Below are 19,070 nucleotides of genomic sequence, written 5' to 3' on the forward strand. Positions count from 1 at the left end.
GGCGCAGGGCAGATGCCCGAGCAGGGCTTTGTCCTGGGGGCGTCGGAACATCATGCCCGGCTGCAGCAGCAGCCGTTGCCGGTGGCGGCCGGCGCGTTGACAGCTCCCGTCGCCACGGCCACCGGCGTGTAGCCGGCTTCCTTGATCGCATCGGCGAGCTCGGCCTGGTCGGCCTCGCCGGGCTCGATCTGGACGAGGTGCGACGCCAGGTCGATCTGCACCCGGGCGCCGTTGTCGACCGCCTTCAGTGCCTTGGTGATGGTGCTGACGCAATGGCCGCAGGTCATGTCCTTGACTTCAAAGCTGATCATGGTGCTATTCCTTGGTGGTTCGGTGATTGACGCCTTCACTGTCAGGCTTGCCACCGTGTCAAGGTCAAGCAGCACTTGAAAATGGCCACAACGCCATTGTGGCGAGGGGTCAGGACGGCAGTCCCAGCAGGCCTAGTGGCGCGCGCCCGCTCGCTGCCGCGATCAAGCCCAAGACCCGGCCCGGCTCGCTGCCCACCATGTCCCAGCTGAAGCGCCAACCCCAGTTGCCGCCGAGGATGCCCGGGATGTTCATGCGGTGGATGCTGTCCAGGCCCAGCACGTCCTGCATCGGAAAGACGGCCAGATTGGCCACGGAGTTGCAGCAGGCGCGGATCATCGCCCAGTGCACATCGTGCTCACCGCAGGGCAGGTAGGAGCCTGCATAGGCGCGCTCGCGAGGGCTGGCGTGGTTCCACCAGCCGCGTACCGTGTCGTTGTCGTGCGTGCCGGTATAGACGACGCTGGCGCGCGGCCACATATGGGGCAGGAACTCGTGCGTGCCATCGCCGCCAAAGCCGAACTGCAGGATCTTCATGCCGGGGAAGCCGCAGGCCAGGCGCAGCTCATGCACGTCATCGGTGATGAAGCCCAGGTCCTCGGCAACGATGGGCAGCTGGCCCAGCGAGGCCTCGATCGCATCGAACAGCGCCTTGCCCGGGCCGGTGACCCAGCGGCCCTGCTTCGCATCTGGGCTGCTGGCCGGAATCTCGTAATAGCCGGCAAAGCCACGGAAGTGGTCGATGCGGAACACATCGGCCTGGGCCAGCGCGCGCTTGATGCGAGCCGTCCACCAGGCGTAGTTCTCGGCCGCCATACGGTCCCAGCGGTACAGCGGGTTGCCCCAGCGCTGGCCGGCGGTGGACATGGCATCGGGCGGCACGCCGGCCACGACGGTGGTTTGAAAATTCTCGTCAAGGTGATAGAGGTCGGGCCGCGACCAGCAGTCGGCGCTGTCGTGGGCGACGAAGATCGGCAGATCGCCCATGATGGCCACGCCCTTGCCGTTGGCATAGGCCTTCAGCGCGGAGCTCTGCGTGTCGAAGCACCATTGCACGAACTGCCAGAAGGCGATTTCGTCGGCATGCTCGGTGCGGGCCTGGGCCATCGCCCCCGGTTCGCGGCGTGCCAGGCCTGCCGGCCAGGTCCACCAGGCCTGGCCGTTCAGCGGCGAGCGTATGGTCATGAACAGCGCGTAGTCGTCGAGCCAGTCCTCTTGCTGCAGCGACCAGGCGGCCAGCGCTTCGCGATCGGCCGCGGTGGCACCGGTCTTGAAGCCGGCCCAGGCCAGGCGCAGCTGCTGCTCGCGCCAAGGCAGCACTTGGCCGTAGTCCACCCGCTGGGCCGCGAAGCCCTCGGCAGGCAGGTGCGGCGGCTGCAGCCAGCCCTTGGCGATCAGCGGCTCCAGGGCCACCATCCACTGGCTGCCGGCAAAGGCCGACACCCCCTGGTAGGGACTGTCGCCGGGGCCGATCGGCGTGGTCGGCAGCAGCTGCCACAGGCGCTGGCCGCTGGCGGCAAGCCAGTCCACGAAGCGGTAGGCGTCGGGGCCGAAATCGCCCATGCCGTGCGGTCCGGGCAGGGAGGTGATGTGCAGCAACACACCGGCGACACGTTGATTCAGGTCCATGGTGATCGTCTCTTCTCGGTCAGGCGCGCAGCAGCAGCAGGCTGCGCGCGGGTACTTGCAGGATGTGGTTGGGGGTCAGGTCTTGAGGACCCAGCTCGCCGCTGCTGTCGAGCAGCAGGCGCCAGGCTTGACTTGTCAGGCTGAAGCCACGCGGTTGCGGCTCCGGGTTGAACAGCATCGCCAGACTGGCCGCCGCGTCGCCCGTGGCACGCAACAGGCATGCGAAGGCCTGCTCGCCGCCGTCATGCCAGTCATGCACCTGCATCTCGTGGCCGGCCGGGCTGTGCCAGGCGATGCTGGCATCCCCGGGACCGGCATTGCCCGGGCCCACCAGCCAGCGGCCATGGTGCAGCAGCGCGTGCTCGCGGCGCAGCGACAGCAGTGTGCCGACAAAGGCCGCGAGTTCGAGGTCAGCACCGGCCCAGTCCAGCCAGCCGATCGCGTTGTCCTGGCAATAGGCGTTGTTGTTGCCGCTCTGACTGTTGCCGATCTCGTCGCCGGCATTGAGCATCGGCGTGCCCTGGGCCAGCAACAGGGTGGCCAGCATGGCGCGACGCACGCGCTCGCGGGTGGCCGTGATGGCGGCGTCATCGCTGGGGCCCTCGACGCCGAAGTTGGCGCAGAGCTCGCCATCGCGGCCGTCGCGGTTGTCTTCGCCGTTGGCGTGGTTGTGCTTGTGGCTGTAGCTGACGACATCGTTCAAGGTGTAGCCGTCATGCACCGCGACGAAATTGACCGAGGCGGTGGGCCGGCGCTGGCCATGGTGGAACAGATCGCTGGACGCCGTGAAGCGCCGCGCGAACTCGCCTCTACCCACCTTCCCGCTGCCCAGCCAGTAGCCGCGCACCGCATCGCGGAACTTGTCGTTCCACTCCAGGAAGCGGCCCGGGAAGCGGCCGACCTGATAGCCGTCATAGCCGGCGTCCCAGGGCTCGGCGATCAGGTGCACGCCGGCCAGCACGGGGTCTTGCCGCAGCGCGGCGAAGAAGGCCGCCTGCGGATCGAAGCCATGCTGCGTGCGACCCAGCACAGGCGCCAGGTCGAAGCGGAAACCATCGACGCCCAGCTCCTGCACCCAATAACGCAGCGAGTCCAGCACGAACTGGGCGATGCGGGGATGCTGGGCATTCAGCGTGTTGCCGCAGCCGGTGAGGTTCTCGTTGCGGCTGCGGTCGTCGGCCACCAGCCGGTACCAGCTCCGGTTGTCCAGCCCGCGGAACGAAAGCGTCGGCCCGAACTCATTGCCCTCGGGCGTGTGGTTGTAGACCACGTCGAGCACGACCTCCAGGCCGTTCGCATGCAGCGTCTCCACCATCGCGCGAAACTCCGCCACCACGGCGGCCGGATCATCGCGGTGGGCGGCACTGGCCAGGCGCGGGTCGGGCGCGAAGAAGCCCAGCGTGTTGTAGCCCCAGTAGTTGTGCAGGCGCTTGTCGGCCAGGTGCGGCTCGTCGATGGCGTACTGCACCGGCAGCAGCGACAGCGCGGTCACGCCCAGGCGCTTGAAATGCGCGATGGCTGCCGGATGGGCCAGGCCGGCATAGCTGCCGCGCAGCGCCTCCGGCATATCCGGATGCAACGTGGAGAAGCCCTTGACGTGGACCTCGTACAGCACCACCTCGGCCGGGGCGATGCGCGGCGCGCTGTCACGCGGGCTGGGGGCCTCCAGCGGTACCGCGACGCGGGCCTTCAGCGCATGCACCGCGTTGTCGCGCGTGTCCAGCGAGCGCGGGCCGTCCGGATGGCCCAGCTCGTAGCCATGATGTTCGGCGCGCCATGTGAAGTGGCCGACGATCTCGCGGGCGTAGGGGTCCAGCAGCAGCTTGTGCGCGTTGAAGCGATGTCCCTGCTCGGGAGCGTAAGGTCCGTGGGCGCGCAAACCGTAGACAAGACCTGGCCCGACGCCGGGCAGAAAGCCGTGGAACACGCCGTCGTGCGGTCCGTGCAGCGCGTAGCGGCGCAGCTCACGCGCGCCGCCGCCATCGAACAGGCACAGCTCGATGTGCTGCGCATGCTCGGAGAACACGGCGAAGTTGACGCCGCCGTCGCGCGCCAGCGAGCCCAGCGGTTCGTGGCGGCCTTCGAGGATCTGGGTGGGGAGTTGCGACATGATCAAACCGGCACGAGAAAAAGCGTGGCCAGCGGAGGGAGCGTCAATGAGAGTGTTTGGTCAGGACCAGACTGCAACGGAGCCTCCAGATTACCCAGATTGCTGCCGCCATAGTGCGCCGAGTCGGTGTTCAGAATCTCCCCCCAGGCACTGAAGCCCGCGGGCACCGGCACCCGGTAGCCCGGGCGCGGCACCGGCGTGAAATTGCAGACGACGATCACTGCCCTGCCCTGCCCGTCCAGACGAAGCCAGGCGAGCACCGATTGATCGGCATCGTCCTTGACCAGCCATTCGAAACCGGCGGCCTCGCAGTCCAGACGATGCAGCGCCGGCCGCTCGCGGTAGAGATGATTGAGATCGCGCACCAGGCGTTGCACGCCGGCATGGCGCAAATCGTCCAGCAGCGCCCAGGGCAGCGAGGCCTCATGGTTCCATTCGCTGGGCTGGCCGAACTCCTGGCCCATGAACAGCAGCTTCTTGCCTGGGTGGCCCCACATGAAGCCGTAGTAGGCGCGCAGATTGGCAAAGCGTTGCCAATCGTCGCCCGGCATCTTGCCCAGCATCGAGCCCTTGCCGTGCACGACCTCGTCATGCGAGATCGGCAGCACGAAGTTCTCGCTGAATGCATAGACCAGGCCGAAGGTCATCTTGTCGTGGTGCCAGCGGCGGTGGATCGGGTCCTCATGCGCATAGCGCAGGGTGTCGTTCATCCAGCCCATATTCCATTTGTAGTGGAAGCCCAGGCCGCCGCCGGACGTGGGCGCGGACACGCCGGGGAAGCTGGTCGACTCCTCGGCCAGGGTGATCGCCCCCGGCGCGTCAAGACCGAGGCGCTCGTTGAGCTGCTTGAACAGAGAGACCGCCTCCAGGTTCTCGCGCCCACCTTGGGCGTTGGGCAGCCACTCGCCGGCGGGGCGCGAATAGTCGCGGTAGAGCATCGAAGCCACCGCATCGACACGCAGGCCGTCAATGCCCCAGCGCTCGGCCCAGTAAAGCGCGCTGGCGATCAGGAACTGGCGCACCTCGGGGCGGGCAAAGTTGTAGATCAGCGTGTTCCAGTCACGATGAAAGCCCTCGCGCGGATCGGCATAGTCGTACAGATGGGTGCCATCGAACTGGGCCAGGCCGAACACGTCGCTGGGGAAGTGCGCCGGCACCCAGTCCAGCAGCAAGCCCAGGCCGTGCTCGCGGCAGGCGGCGACGAAGCGCGCAAAGCCCTCGGGCGGGCCGAAGCGGGCGCTGGGCGCGAACAGGCCCAGCGTCTGATAGCCCCAGGAGCCATCGAACGGGTGTTCGCTGATCGGCATCAGCTCGATATGGGTGAAGCCCAGGTCGGCGGCATAGGCCGGCAGCTCGGCGGCCAGTTCATCCCAGGTCGGGAAGCGGCCGTCAGGCTTGCGCCAGGAGGCCGCATGGACCTCGTAGATGGTGATCGGTGCATCGCGCCGATTGGCCGATGCCCGCTCGGCCGGCAGCGTTTGCACTGGCGGCAAAGTGGTGACGATGCTGGCCGTGTCGGGCCGCAGCTGGGCGGCGCGGGCATAGGGGTCGGCCTTCAGCGGCAGCAGGGTGCCATCGGCGGCGACGATCTCGAACTTGTACAGATCACCCGGCGCCGCATGGGGCACGAAGATCTCCCAGACGCCAGCCTCGTGGCGCAGGCGCATCGCATGGCGCCGGCCGTCCCAGGTGTTGAAGTTGCCGACGACGCTGACGCGGAAGGCATTCGGCGCCCAGACGGCGAAGCGCACACCGGCCACCTCGCCGTGAGTCATCGCGTGCGCACCGAGCACGGCGTAGGGCCGCGGGTGCGCGCCCTCGCGCAACAGGGCCAGGTCTTGCTCGTCGAGCTGTGGGCCGAAGGCATAGGCGTCGGCGTAGCAGCCTTCGAGCCCATCGTCCCAGCGCACCTGCAGCCGGTAGTCGAAGGCCTTGCGCCGGCGTGGCAGCATCGCCTCGAAGAAGCCTCCCGAACGATGCGGCAGGGTGGCGACGACCCTGCGCGTGGCCGCCTCAAGCACCATCACGCCCAGGGCGCCGGGCAGCATCGCCCGCAGCCACATCCGGCCATCGGCCTCGGCATGCAGACCCAGCACCGCGAACGGATCGGCGTGGCGCGCCTGCAGCAGCGCATTGAGCTCGTCTGACGCCAGCATGTCAGTTCTCCACCGGGCTGCATGAAATGTGAGGCGGCAGGAACGAGGGCGCGCCGGCCGCTGCGGGCTGAAGCCTTGCCCGGCCCTGGACGGACCGGACTCCGGCTTCTTTATGCCCGCTGCGACCGGCACGCCCCCGTCCCTGCTGCGAGGGGTGTGCTGGCGCGCCAGTCCGCCATATGCGCACACTGCTCGGGGTTGGCGGCCACCTGCGTATCCGCAGAGGGGGCGGGGGGCCGGCCATGGCGGGCATAAAGAAGCTGGAGGTCGGGCCGTCCAGGACCGGCCCAAGCTTCAGCCCGCTGTGGCCGGCCCCCCGCTCCCTCTGCCACCAAATAGCGGAGAAGCGCAAAGCACCGCCACCCAATGGCAAGTCGATCGGTTTCATCTCAATCCAGGCTACGCACCGACCAGACCCGCTCCACATACTCGGCAATCGTGCGGTCGGCCGAGAACCAACCCATGCCGGCGACGTTCAGGATAGCGCAGCGGTTCCAGCCCGCAGGGTCGCGGTACAACGCATCGACGCGCGCCTGCGTGGCCACATAGTCGGCGAAATCGGCCATCAGCAGATAGGTGTCGCGGCCCAGCAAATTGTCGACCAGCGCGCGGTAGCGTGAGGTGTCGCCGTTCGAGAACTCGCCGCCCGAGATCGCGTCCATCACCGCCTTCAGCTGCAGGTTCTGCTCGACGTAGAGGCGCGGGTCGTAGCCCAGTGCCTTGATCTGCGCCACCGCATCGGTGCGCTGGCCGAAGACGAACATGTTCTCGACACCCATCGCCTCGGCCATCTCGATATTGGCGCCGTCCCAGGTGCCTATGGTCAGCGCGCCATTCAGCGCGAACTTCATATTGCCTGTGCCCGAGGCCTCGGTGCCGGCGGTGGAGATCTGCTCGCTCAGGTCGGCCGCCGGAATGATGGTCTCGGCCAGCGACACGCCGTAGTTCGGCAGGAAGACAAGCTTCAACCTGTCGCCGACGCGCGGGTCGCTGTTGACGACGCGGCCCACGTCATGGGCCAGCTGGATGATGCTCTTGGCCATCTGGTAGGCCGAGGCCGCCTTGCCGGCGATGACGACGGTGCGCGGTGTCCATTCGGCGGTCGGATCCGCAATGATGGCCTGGTAGCGCGCGATCACGTGCAGCACGTTCAAGAGCTGGCGCTTGTACTCGTGGATGCGCTTGATCTGCACGTCGAACAGGCTGTCCGGACTGACCGCCACCCCGAGTTCGCGCCGAATCAGCGCGGCCAGCCGCTCCTTGTTGGCGCGCTTGACGGCGCCGAACTGCTGGCCCAGGCCCGCATCGTCCGCCAAGCCCTTCAGCTTGCCCAACTGCGCCAGATCCTGGCGCCAGCCTTTGCCGATGCGGCCGTCGATCAGCGCCGAGAGCTGCGGGTTGCACTGCTGCAGCCAGCGCCGCGGCGTGACGCCGTTGGTGACGTTGTGGAAGCGCTCGGGGAAGATCCTGGCGTAGTCGGCGAAGATGGTCTGAACCATCAGCTCCGAGTGCAAGGCGGCCACGCCGTTGACGCGGTGCGAGGCGACGATGGCCAGATGGGCCATGCGCACGCGGCGTTCGCCGCCATGACCGAACGGACCGCCCTCGTCGATCAAGGACACGCGGGCGAGCAGTCCTTCATCGCCGGGAAACTTCGCGCGCACCTCGTCGAGGAAGCGTTGGTTGATCTCGAAGATGATCTCCATATGCCGCGGCAGCAGCGCCTCGAACAGGTACAGCGGCCAGGTCTCCAGCGCCTCGGGCATCAGCGTGTGGTTGGTGTATGAGACCGCCTGGCGGTTGATGGTCCAGGCCTCATCCCAGGTGAGGCCATGCTCGTCCAGCAGCAGGCGCATCAGCTCGGCCGGGGCCAGGGCCGGATGGGTATCGTTCAAGTGAACGGCGTTGAGCTTGCCGAGGTTGTGCAGCGAGCTGAACTCACGCAGATGACGCGCGATCAGGTCCTGCAGCGAGGCGCTGACCAGAAAGGCCTCCTGCTTCAGCCGCAGCTCGCGGCCGGGATCGGTCGAGTCATCCGGGTAGAGCACCCAGTTCAACGAGTCGGCCGCAACACGGTGCTTGGCCGCCTGCGCATGGGCGCCTCGGCAGAAGGCCTGGAAGTCGATAGGCGCCGCCGCGCTGGCATGCCACTGGCGCAGGGTCGAGACGCGCTGGGAATGGTGGGCCGGCACGATGAAGTCATAGGCCTGGGCGATCAGGTGCTCGGTCGGCTGCCAGCGGCGGCTGCCGTCGGCATCGACCTCAACACGGCCGCCGAAGCCCACCCGATAGCTCGCTTCAGGCCGCGGCACCTCCCAGGGGTTGCCCAAGGCCATCCAGTCATCGGGTTGCTCGACCTGTCGACCGTCCTGGATCGCTTGCGCAAACATGCCGTACTGGTAGCGCAGGCCGTAGCCGAACGAGGGCAGGCCCAGCTCGGCGAACGAGTCGAGAAAGCAGGCAGCCAGCCGGCCCAGGCCGCCGTTGCCCAGGGCCGCGTCGGGCTCGCGCTCCAGCACATCGGGCAGGGCCTGGCCCTGGGCGGCAAAGGCCTCGCGCAGCGTCTCCTCCAGACCCAGCGCCGCGATGGCATTGCCCAGCGCCCTGCCCATCAGGAACTCCATCGACAGATAGTGCACACGGCGCACCGGGGCCTTGAGCGGGTCATCGCCACGCTTGGCATCTGCGATCTGCGTGTCGGCCCAGCGCTCGCCCAATGGCTCGCGACAGGCGGCGGCGGCGGCGCGCAGCAGGGCCTCGCGGCTGATGCCATCGACCGAAGAACGCAGCTCACGCTGCAAGGCCAGCTTGAAGGCCGCTTGAACGGGAGTGGGAGATGAGCTCATGGCAGCAGTCTTGAGAGTGGCGAAGATCGAGCTTGCTTTCATAGGGTGTGTCTCAATGCGAGCCCGGTGGGCAAGGGCAAGAATTGCCGGGGTCAGCGGCGGCGTCGGCCGGAGTATCGCTCAGGCGCAGAAAAATGTGTAGTTTCACTACATATGGAAATCCCGATCGACATCGTAAGTCATTGATTTCAGTGGAATAGCCTCTCAATGCCAGGTGAAATCACTGTTGTATGACTACATTTTCGCCTGTATATTCACAACAAATTCAGCGTCCGGGCCCCGCCCTGGCGCGTCGCCGCAGGCCCAGCCAGGCCGGTGGTGATCCAACCCTCAAGAGACAAGCCGGGCGCCCTGAGCCTCGGCATGGAGTAGCGCAGTGGCAGACGTGAAGCTGACCGGCGTGGCCAAGGCCTACGGCGAAACCAAGATCCTGCATGGCATAGACCTGGACATCCGCGACGGCGAGTTCATGGTCTTTGTCGGCCCCTCGGGCTGTGGCAAGTCCACGCTGCTGCGCACCATCGCCGGCCTGGAAGAGATCACCGGCGGCGAGTTGCGCATCGGCGGCGTGCTCGTCAATGACATACCGCCGGCCGAGCGCGGCATTGCCATGGTGTTCCAGAGCTATGCGCTGTACCCGCATATGAATCTGTACGACAACATGGCCTTCGGCCTGAAGCTGGCCAAGGTGCCCAAGAACGAGATCGACGGCGCGGTGCGCAATGCCGCCAAGATCCTGCACATCGAGCACCTGCTGGACCGCAAGCCCAAGGACCTAAGTGGCGGCCAGCGCCAGCGCGTGGCCATAGGCCGGGCCATCGTACGCAAGCCCGAAGTCTTCTTGTTCGATGAGCCGCTGTCCAATCTCGACGCCGCGCTGCGCGTGCGCATGCGCTACGAGTTCGCCAAGCTGCACGAGGACCTGAAGACGACCATGGTCTATGTCACCCACGACCAGGTCGAAGCGATGACCTTGGCCGACCGCATCGTTGTGCTGTCGGCCGGCCGGATCGAGCAGGTCGGCACGCCGCTGGAGCTGTACGAGCACCCGGACAATCTCTTCGTCGCCGGCTTCATCGGCAGCCCGAAGATGAACCTCCTCACCGGAGAGCTGGCCGCTGTCTCATCGGGCCGGGCCGAGGTCCGGCTGGCCGGCGGACTGACGATGCTGGCCCTGGTGGATGCCAGCCGGGCTCGCGTCGGCGACAAGGTGACGCTGGGCGTGCGGCCCGAACACATCCGCGTCGGCGGCGAAGGCAATCTGCTGCAAAGCACCGTGGCCTTCGTCGAGTCCCTGGGCGGCACGACCTTCGCATACTGCCCCTACCCCGGCCTCGAGGAGCCCCTGACCTGCCAGTTCGAAGGCCGCAACGGCTGCGACCGCCTGCGCGCCGGCACGGCGCTGGACCTGCAGTTCCCGGCCGAGGCGCTCTATCTGTTCGACGCCGAGGGCCGGGCCTTCCGTCGTCAGGCCGCGCCGGAGCTGGCGGCATGAGGGCAGCTTCCCTGCTGCTGGCCGGCCTGCTGCTTTCGGCCGGTGCCCAGAGCCAGAATCACAAGCTGCTGGTCTGGATCAATGGCGACAAGGCCTACAACGGCCTGCAGAAGGTCGGCGATGCGTTCGAGAAGATCTCGGGCGTCAAGGTGGTGGTCGAGCATCCGGTGGATGCCACCGACAAGTTCCAGCAGGCCGTCGGTGCCGGCAAGGGGCCCGACATCTTCTGCTGGCCGCACGACCGCGTCGGCGAATGGGCCAAGGCCGGCCTGCTGACGCCGATACGGCCCGGCAAGGCGCTGTATGCCGAGGTCGAGGACAAGGCCTGGAAGGCTTTGGGCTACCAGGGGCGGCTGTGGGGCTATCCGATCGCCATCGAGACCATAGGCCTGATCTACAACAAGGCCCTGGTCCCCAAGCCCCCGGCGACCTTCGACGAGGTCATCGCGCTGGACAAGGAACTGGCCAAGACCGGCCGCCACGCCATTCTCTGGGACTACAACAAGAGCTTCTTCAGCTGGCCGCTGCTGGCCGGCGCCGGCGGAGCAATCTTCGAGCGCGACGCGCAGGGCGAGTACGACGCCGCCAAGGTCAGCGTCAACAATGCCGGAGCTCTGGCCGGTGCGACGATGATCAACCGGCTGATACGCGAGGGCCATATGCCCAAGGGCGCCCGCTACTCCGAGATGGAGAGCGCCTTCGCCCGCGGCGAGGTGGCGATGATGATCACCGGCCCATGGGCCTGGGACAACGCCCGCAAGGCCAAGATCGATTTCGGCGTGGCCGCCATTCCGGCGGTGACACCGGGCAAGCCATCCAAGCCCTTCATCGGTGTGCTGGGCTGCATGATTGCTGCGCCGAGCAAGCTCAAGGACATCGCGCGCGAGTTCATCGAGAACCACCTGATGCGACCCGAGGCGCTGAAGGTGCTGGACGCCGACGTCGCCATCGGCGTGCCGGCCAACAAGGCCTTCTATGCCGAGCTGGCGGTCAATCCGCTGATACGGGCCAGCATGAACAACGTACGCGCCGGCGAGCCGATCCCCAACATCCCCGAGGTCGGCCGCTTCTGGACCGCGATGGACGCCGCGCTGGAAGCCATCACCAACGGACTGCAATCGCCGAAGGACGCCCTCGACGGCGCCTCGGGCCGCATGCTGCTGAACATCAAATGAACGCGATGACCGCTACCCTTGCCAAGGGCTACAGCACCTTGCCGCCGACGGCGCTGGAAAAGGCTGCGCGTTTGCTGCGCTGGCCCATCACGCTGCTGGCCATGCTGGCCTCGCTGTACCTGGTGTTCATGATCCACGCCAGCGGTCAGACGCTGTGGGCGCTGGGCCTGCTGGCCCTGTTCAGCGCCGGCTTCTACGTCTATGTGTCCAACGCCGGCTTTGCCTATCGCTATCTGTTCCCGGGCATCGCCGGCATGCTGGTGTTCATCGCCTTTCCGTTGCTGTACACGGCGCAGATAGGTTTCACCAACTACTCGTCCGCCCATCTGCTGAGCCAGGAGCGGGTGCGAGAGTACCTGCTGGACCAGCACGAGGCGGTCGAGGACCTGGTCCAGCCCTTCACCCTGCATGCCGATGGCGCCAACAAGAACGCCTACCGGCTGGTGCTCAGCACCGAGGGGACGGAGCAGGGGCAGGCGCAGCGGCGCTGGGTGTCGCCACCGCTGGCGCTGGGCCCCACCCGCGACGAGATGCGCGTCGAGATGCTGCCGCTGGATGCACCGCTGCAGGCCGCCCTGCCGCTTCGCGAGCTGATCCGGCACCGCGAGGCCTTGATGAAGCTGCGCCTGGTGCTGCCGGCCGCCACGGGCCTGAGCGAGTTGCGCTACCTGGGCCTGCGCGAATTCGGCCCGATCAAGCGCCATTGGACGGAGCTGCCCGATGGCAGCCTGAAACGTGAAACCGATGGTCAGTTGTTCAAGCCGAATGGACAAACCGGCTACTACGAGAACGCCGCCGGTCAGCCGCTGCAGCCCGGCTACAAGGTTACGGTCGGTTGGCAGAACTACACCCGCATGGTGATGGACGCTGAGTTCCGCGGCCCTTTCCTGAACATCTTCAGCTGGACCGTGGTGTTCTCCCTGCTCACGGTGGTCTTCTCCACCGCAATAGGCATGCTGCTGGCCGTGCTGCTGAACTGGGATGACCTGAAGTACCGCACCACCTACCGCACCCTCTTGTTCCTTCCCTATGCGGTGCCGGGCTTCATCTCCATCCTGGTGTTCAAGGGCCTGTTCAACCAGAACTTCGGCGAGATCAATGCCATCCTCGATGCGCTGGTGGGCATCAAGCCGGCCTGGTTCGCCGATCCGCTGCTGGCCAAGATCATGCTGGTCATCGTGAATGTCTGGCTGGGCTATCCCTACATCATGATTCTGTGCGCCGGCCTGCTGAAGGCCATTCCCGCCGATCTGTACGAGGCCTCGGCGATAGCCGGCGCCGGCCCGCTGACCAACTTCTTCAAGATCACCGCGCCGCTGGTCATCAAACCGCTGGCGCCCTTGCTGGTCAGCGCGTTCGCCTTCAACTTCAACAACTTCGTGCTGATCGCGCTGCTGACCGATGGCCGGCCCGACTACCTCAGCACCAAGATCCCGGCCGGGCAGACCGACATCCTGGTCTCCTACACCTACCGCATCGCGTTCAAGGACTCGGGCTCCGACTTCGGCCTGGCCGCAGCGATCTCGACCCTGATCTTCTTCCTGGTGGCGGCGATGTCGCTGCTGAACTTGCGCCTGATGCGCAAGGCTCAAAACTCCTGAGGCGCTGAGATGAAACAGATCGACTCGCCACGGTGTGCCGATGCTTTGCTTCGCGCCGCGTTGGTGCGGCAGAGGGGACGGGGGGCCGGCCACTGCGGGCTGAAGCTTAGGCCCGTCCTCGCGGACGGACCTTCAGCTTCCTTATGCCCTCCGTGGCCGGTCCCCCATCCCCTCTGCGGATGCGCTGGTGGCCGCCAGCCCCGAGTCGCACGCGAGTGTTGCGGGTTGGCTAGCCTGCACACCCGTTGCTGCAGGGGCGAGGGCGTGCCGGTCGCAGCGGGCATAAAGAAGCCGGAGCCCGGTCCGTCCAGGGCCGGACAAGGCTTCAGCCCGCAGCGGCCGGCGCGCCCTCGTTCCTGCCGCTACACGTTTCATGCAGCGCGAGTCGCGCCAACCACGGTGGAGAACTGACATGGCCATTGTTCGAGGCAAGCAGGCGCGCTGGCGCGTCTATGGCGCCCACGCGCTGCTGTGGGTGTTTCTGGCGCTGACGCTGTTCCCGCTGCTGGCCATCATCTCGATCTCGCTGCGGCCCGGCAACTTCGCCACCGGCAGCCTGATACCGACCGAGATCAGCCTGGAGCACTGGCAGCTCGCTTTAGGCATCCCCTACCAGGCGGCCGATGGCAGCCTGGTGCAGCCGCCCTTTCCGGTGCTGACCTGGCTATGGAACTCGGTCAAGATCGCCACACTGTCGGCGCTGCTGATTGTCGGCATCTCGACCACCGCCGCCTACGGCTTTGCACGGCTGCGCTTTAGCTTCAAGACGCCCATCCTGAACAGCATGCTGCTGCTGCAGATGTTCCCGCCGGTGCTGGCGCTCGTCGCCATCTACGCCATCTTCGAGACCATAGGCAGCTATGTGCCGGGCCTGGGCCTGGAGACCCATGCCGGCCTGGTGATGGCTTATCTCGGCGGCGTGGCCACACACATCTGGACCATCAAGGGCTACTTCGAGACGATTCCGGTCGAGATCGAGGAATGCGCCAAGGTCGATGGCGCCACGCACTGGCAGGCCTTCCGCATGGTGCTCTTGCCAATGGCCGTGCCGATCCTGATGGTGGTGTTCGTGCTGGCCTTCATCGGCACCATCATCGAGTACCCGGTCGCCTCGGTGCTGTTGCGCGAAGAGGGCAACCTGACCCTGGCCGTGGGCTCCAAATACTTCCTGCACGACCAGCGCTTTCTGTGGGGCGACTTCGCCGCCGCGGCCGTGCTGTCGGGCCTGCCGATCACCTTGGTGTTTTTGCTGGCGCAGCGCTGGATCGTGTCGGGGTTGACGGCCGGTGGGGTCAAAGGTTGAGCCTCCGAATATGGGTTCTTGCGGCGACGGCCTGCCTGACTGCGGGCCTGGCGCAAGCGGCCGACTGCAAGCCCAGCCCGCTCGGCGCACGCGAGCTGTTCCTGCGTGGCAGCATGAATGGCTGGGCGGCGCGGGACGACTATGCCTTCCAGTACCGGTGCGATGCCTACTACCTGAACGTCACTGTCAGCGGCCGGCAGGAGTTCAAGATCGCCGATGCCGACTGGAGTGCGGACGCCAGCATTGGCCTCGGTGACGATGGCCAGCCGGCGCTGGGTGCCAAGGCCAATCTGCAGCAGGCCTTCGAAGGCGAGCAGACCATGACGCTGGCCTTCATCGCTGGCCGGCCGCGCCTGAGCCTCGGGCCCCGCAGCTTCGTCGCCGCGCCACCGAAGGCCGTCACCGATCCATTGGCGCTGAGTCTGCGCTTCGACTCCCGCGCGCCGCAGCACAAGAAGCCCTTCGGCGCCGTGCCCGCCGGCACCGAGCTGCAGTTCATGCTCAGCGCCCTGCCCGGCGTGACCCGCGCGACGCTGGTGCTGGAGAGCCGGCGCCTGGTCGGCAACCAGGAGCAGCTGGACTACGCGCCGCTGGCACGCATCGCGATGCAGCCTCACAAGGCCGGTCAGCGCGTGCAGTGGCAGGCCCGCCACCGCTTCACCCAGCCGGCCGTCTATGGCTACCACTTCGAGCTGGAGATCGCCGGCCAGACCTACGTCTATCAAAACAACAGGGACGAGATCTACTGGACGCGCGAGGCCGGCAGCATGGGTCTGGGGCTGGTGAGCGAGAAGCCGGCAGACGCCAAGCGCATTCGCCGCTACCGCCAGACCGTCTATGCCGCCGACTTCAAGGTGCCAGGCTGGGCCCGGGACCTCGTCTACTACTACGTCTTCCCCGAGCGCTTCCGCAACGGCGACCGCACGAACGACCCGCAGCCCGGCCGCGAGCGCTACCAGGACCAGGGCATCGAGCTGCATGCGAACTGGACGGACAGGCCCAGCAAACCGGGCGATGGCTCCGACGCCGTCTACAACAACGACTTCTTCGGCGGCGACCTGGCCGGGCTGATAGACAAGCTCGACTACATCAAGGGCCTGGGAGCCAACGCGATCTATCTGACGCCCATCTTCAAGGCCGCCAGCAACCACAAGTACGACACCGCCGACTACCGTCAGGTGGACCCGGCCTTCGGCACGAACGCCGACTTCGAGCGCCTGTGCGCCGAGGCCGCCAGGCGGGGCATGCGCGTGATCCCCGACACCTCGCTGAACCATGTGGGCAGCGACTCGCCTTACTTCAACCGCTACGGCAACTATCCGGCCGGCGGCGCCTTCGACAAGGGGAGGCTGAATCCCGTCTCGCCCTACGCCAGCTGGTTCAAGCTCGACCCGAGCCAGGCCAAGCCTGAGGACCAATACCAGGGCTGGACCGGTGTGAAAGACCTGCCGGAGATCGACAAAGACTCGCCTTCATTCCGCGCCTTTGCCTACGGCGACCGCGACTCGGTCATGAAGCAGTGGCTGGACTTTGGGGCCGCCGGCTGGCGCATGGACGTGGCCCCCTGGGTGCCCGATGACTTCTGGCGCGAGTGGCGCACAGCCATCAAGGCGCACAGGCCCGATGCGCTGACGGTGGCCGAGACCTGGTTCGATGCGAGCAAGTTCCTGCTCGGCGATATGTTCGACTCGACGATGAACTACATCTTCCGCAACGCGGTGCTGGACTACGCCGCCGGCGGCGACGCACGCAAGCTCTACGCCAATATCGAGCTGATGCGCGAGGCCTATCCGCCGCAGGCGTTCTATGCGCTGATGAATCTGCTGTCGACCCACGATCAGCCGCGTGCGCTGCATCATCTGGGCTATATCGATGATGGCGATGCCACCAAGCTGGCCGTAGCCAAGCAGCGCCTGAAGTTGGCACTGCTGTTCCAGATGAGCTTCCCTGGCTCGCCAACGATCTACTACGGCGACGAGGTCGGCGTCGGCGGCGGCGACGATCCCTACAACCGCGCGCCCTACCCCTGGGCCGATCAAGGCGGCCAACCGGACGCAGCGCTGCTGGCCGACTTCAAGCGCCTGACCGGCCTGCGCCAGCGGCACCAAGTGCTGCGCCGCGGCTCGATAGGCGCGCCGCTGTATCTGGACGAGCACCTGATCGTGCTGGCCCGCCAGGACGGCAAACGCTGGGCGCTGACCGCCACCAACAACGACACGCAGCCGCGCAGCGTGACCCTGACCCTGCCCGCAGGGCTGGCTCACGCCGAGTTCGTTGATGCTCTGAGCGGCGAACGCTTCAAGGCCCGAGGTGGCCAGCTGGCCTTGACCCTCCCCGCCTTATTTGGACGTGTACTGACATGGAATTGAGAGACTTCGGTAACGGCGGAAAAAGCGGCCTGCGTGTGTCAGCGCTGGGCTTTGGCGCGATGCATCTGAACGACGAACGCACGACCGAGCGCGAGGCCGGCACCCTGCTCAACGCCGTGCTGGATCTGGGCGTGAACCTGATCGACACCGCGCGCGGCTATGGCCTGTCCGAAGAGCGCATCGGCCGCCACATCGCCCACCGCCGTGACGACTATGTGTTGTCCACAAAGGTCGGCTACGGCATCCCCGACGTGCCCGACTGGACCTACGACTGCATCGTCCAGGGTGTCGACGCCGCGCTGGCACGCATGCGGTGCGAGGTGCTGGACATCGTCCACTTGCACTCCTGCCCGCTGCATGTGCTGGAGCAAGGTGACGTGATACGCGGGCTGGAAGATTGCCAGCGCGCCGGCAAGATTCGAGTCACGGCCTACTCGGGCGACAACGCCGAGCTGGACTTTGCCCTCAACTCCGGCCGCTTCGGCGCCGTGCAGACCTCGATCAGCCTTTGCGACCAGGTCAATCTGGATTCACGCCTGCCGCTGGCTCAGGCCCGCGGCATTGGCGTGATCGCCAAGCGCCCGCTGGCCGGCGCGATCTGGCGCTTTGCCGAGCGGCCCGACAGCTATGCCGAGGGCCAGTACTGGGACCGCTGGCAGGCGATGGGTTTCGCTGCGCAAGGCTCGCGCGACTGGAACGACACCGCCCTGCGCTTTGTCGCCCACCAGCCTGGGGTGGCCAGCAGCATCGTCGGCACGTCGAAGCTGGCGCATTTCAAGCAGAACCTAGCGGTGGTTGAGCGCGGGCCGCTGGAGGCGGAGCTGCAACGCGAGTTGCGCGCCGCGCTCACCGGCCAGCGGCAGGACTGGCCGGGGCTGATTTAGCCTAGAACGCTGCGATGCCGGTCTGCGCCCGCCCCAAGATCAGCGCATGGATGTCATGCGTACCCTCGTAGGTGTTGACCACTTCGAGGTTGACCAGATGGCGGGCAACGCCAAACTCGTCGGAGATGCCGTTGCCGCCCAGCATGTCGCGGGCCATGCGGGCAATGTCGAGTGACTTGCCGCAGCTGTTGCGCTTCATGATCGAGGTGATCTCGACGGCGGCCGTGCCCTCGTCCTTCATCCGGCCCAGGCGCAGGCAGCCCTGCAGGCCCAAGGTGATCTCGGTCTGCATATCGGCCAGCTTCTTCTGAATCAGCTGGTTGGCGGCCAGTGGCTTGCCGAACTGCTTGCGGTCCATCGTGTACTGGCGGGCGGTGTGCCAGCAGTCCTCGGCGGCACCCAGGGCGCCCCACGCGATGCCGTAGCGGGCGCTGTTCAGGCAGGTGAACGGGCCCTTCAGACCGCGCACGTCGGGGAAGGCGTTTTCCTCGGGGCAGAACACCTCGTCCATGACAATCTCGCCGGTGATAGAGGCGCGCAGGCCAACCTTGCCGTGGATGGCAGGCGCCGTCAGGCCCTTCCAGCCCTTCTCGAGCACGAAGCCGCGGATCTGGCCGCCGTCGTCCTTGGCCCAGACGACAAAGACATCGGCCACCGGGCTGTTGGTGATCCACATCTTGGCACCGGTCAGCGAATAGCCGCCGTCGACCTTCTTGGCGCGGGTGATCATCGAGCCGGGGTCGGAGCCGTGGTTGGGCTCGGTCAGGCCGAAGCAGCCTATCCACTCGCCGCTGGCCAGCTTGGGCAGGTACTTGCGCTTGGTCGCCTCGTTGCCGAATTCGTTGATCGGCACCATCACCAGCGAGCTCTGCACGCTCATCATCGAGCGGTAGCCGGAATCCACGCGCTCGACCTCGCGGGCGATCAGGCCGTAGCAGACGTAATTCAGGCCGGCGCCGCCGTATTCCTCAGGAATCGTCGGGCCCAGCAGGCCCAGCTCGCCCATCTCGCGGAAGATGGCCAGATCTGTCTGCTCATGACGGAAGGCCTCGCGCACACGGGGCGCCAGGCGGTCCTGGCAATAGGCGCGGGCGGCGTCGCGCACGGCGCGCTCGTCGTCGCTGAGCTGCTGTTCCAGCAGCAGCGGATCGTCCCAGTGGAAGGAGGCTTTGGCTTGGCTCATGATCGTCTCG

12 protein-coding genes are annotated in these 19,070 nt (G+C 66.5%); 6 read left to right on the forward strand and 6 right to left on the reverse strand.

Translation table 11 applies throughout. From position 1 onward, the window contains the following. Positions 1-50: 50 nt before the first annotated feature. The 5 genes from DES47_RS18825 to DES47_RS18845 form a co-directional block, all read right to left on the reverse strand. Positions 51-311, reverse strand: a complete 261-nt coding sequence (locus DES47_RS18825; RefSeq protein WP_133702293.1) for a heavy-metal-associated domain-containing protein — start codon at positions 309-311, stop codon at positions 51-53. A gap of 109 nt (positions 312-420) precedes the next feature. Continuing rightward, positions 421-1,938, reverse strand: coding sequence for a 4-alpha-glucanotransferase (malQ, locus tag DES47_RS18830; protein WP_133702294.1), 1,518 nt, complete (start codon positions 1,936-1,938; stop codon positions 421-423). A gap of 19 nt (positions 1,939-1,957) precedes the next feature. Then, positions 1,958-4,048 carry a glycogen debranching protein GlgX gene (glgX, locus tag DES47_RS18835; protein ID WP_133702295.1) on the reverse strand — a complete coding sequence of 697 codons (2,091 nt, stop codon included), beginning with the start codon at positions 4,046-4,048 and terminating at the stop codon, positions 1,958-1,960. A gap of 2 nt (positions 4,049-4,050) precedes the next feature. Beyond that, positions 4,051-6,204 carry a 1,4-alpha-glucan branching protein GlgB gene (gene glgB, locus DES47_RS18840; RefSeq protein WP_133702296.1) on the reverse strand — a complete coding sequence of 718 codons (2,154 nt, stop codon included), beginning with the start codon at positions 6,202-6,204 and terminating at the stop codon, positions 4,051-4,053. Positions 6,205-6,593: 389 nt separating this feature from the next. After that, complete coding sequence (locus DES47_RS18845; protein ID WP_133702297.1) at positions 6,594-9,050, reverse strand: glycogen/starch/alpha-glucan phosphorylase; 2,457 nt, start codon at positions 9,048-9,050, stop codon at positions 6,594-6,596. A 376-nt stretch (positions 9,051-9,426) separates the two neighbouring features. On the opposite strand from DES47_RS18845, the gene DES47_RS18850 reads away from it, so the two are divergent. The 6 genes from DES47_RS18850 to DES47_RS18875 all read left to right on the forward strand — a co-directional run bounded on the left by DES47_RS18850 (position 9,427) and on the right by DES47_RS18875 (position 17,877). After that, positions 9,427-10,545, forward strand: coding sequence for an ABC transporter ATP-binding protein (locus tag DES47_RS18850; RefSeq protein WP_133702298.1), 1,119 nt, complete (start codon positions 9,427-9,429; stop codon positions 10,543-10,545). Then, positions 10,542-11,720, forward strand: a complete 1,179-nt coding sequence (gene malE, locus DES47_RS18855) for a maltose/maltodextrin ABC transporter substrate-binding protein MalE (protein ID WP_133702299.1) — start codon at positions 10,542-10,544, stop codon at positions 11,718-11,720. Before DES47_RS18850 ends, malE begins: the two co-directional genes overlap by 4 nt. A 5-nt stretch (positions 11,721-11,725) precedes the next feature. Beyond that, positions 11,726-13,321 (forward strand): maltose ABC transporter permease MalF, encoded by a 1,596-nt coding sequence (gene malF / locus DES47_RS18860; RefSeq protein ID WP_133702300.1) that lies wholly within the window; start codon positions 11,726-11,728, stop codon positions 13,319-13,321. A gap of 412 nt (positions 13,322-13,733) precedes the next feature. Then, positions 13,734-14,624 (forward strand): maltose ABC transporter permease MalG, encoded by an 891-nt coding sequence (gene malG / locus DES47_RS18865; protein WP_133702301.1) that lies wholly within the window; start codon positions 13,734-13,736, stop codon positions 14,622-14,624. After that, positions 14,621-16,993, forward strand: coding sequence for an alpha-amylase family glycosyl hydrolase (locus DES47_RS18870; RefSeq protein WP_133702302.1), 2,373 nt, complete (start codon positions 14,621-14,623; stop codon positions 16,991-16,993). The genes malG and DES47_RS18870 overlap by 4 nt, the downstream gene beginning before the upstream one ends. Continuing rightward, positions 16,984-17,877: an aldo/keto reductase gene (locus DES47_RS18875; RefSeq protein WP_133702303.1), complete on the forward strand. Its 894-nt coding sequence runs from the start codon at positions 16,984-16,986 to the stop codon at positions 17,875-17,877. The genes DES47_RS18870 and DES47_RS18875 overlap by 10 nt, the downstream gene beginning before the upstream one ends. 1 nt (position 17,878) lies before the next feature. On the opposite strand, the gene DES47_RS18880 is transcribed toward DES47_RS18875, so the two are convergent. Beyond that, a complete protein-coding gene (locus tag DES47_RS18880) occupies positions 17,879-19,060 on the reverse strand; it encodes an acyl-CoA dehydrogenase (RefSeq protein WP_133702304.1) in 1,182 nt (393 codons plus the stop codon). Positions 19,061-19,070 lie beyond the last annotated feature (10 nt).

This window comes from Roseateles toxinivorans, assembly GCF_004362525.1.
Lineage (GTDB): Bacteria > Pseudomonadota > Gammaproteobacteria > Burkholderiales > Burkholderiaceae_C > Paucibacter > Paucibacter toxinivorans.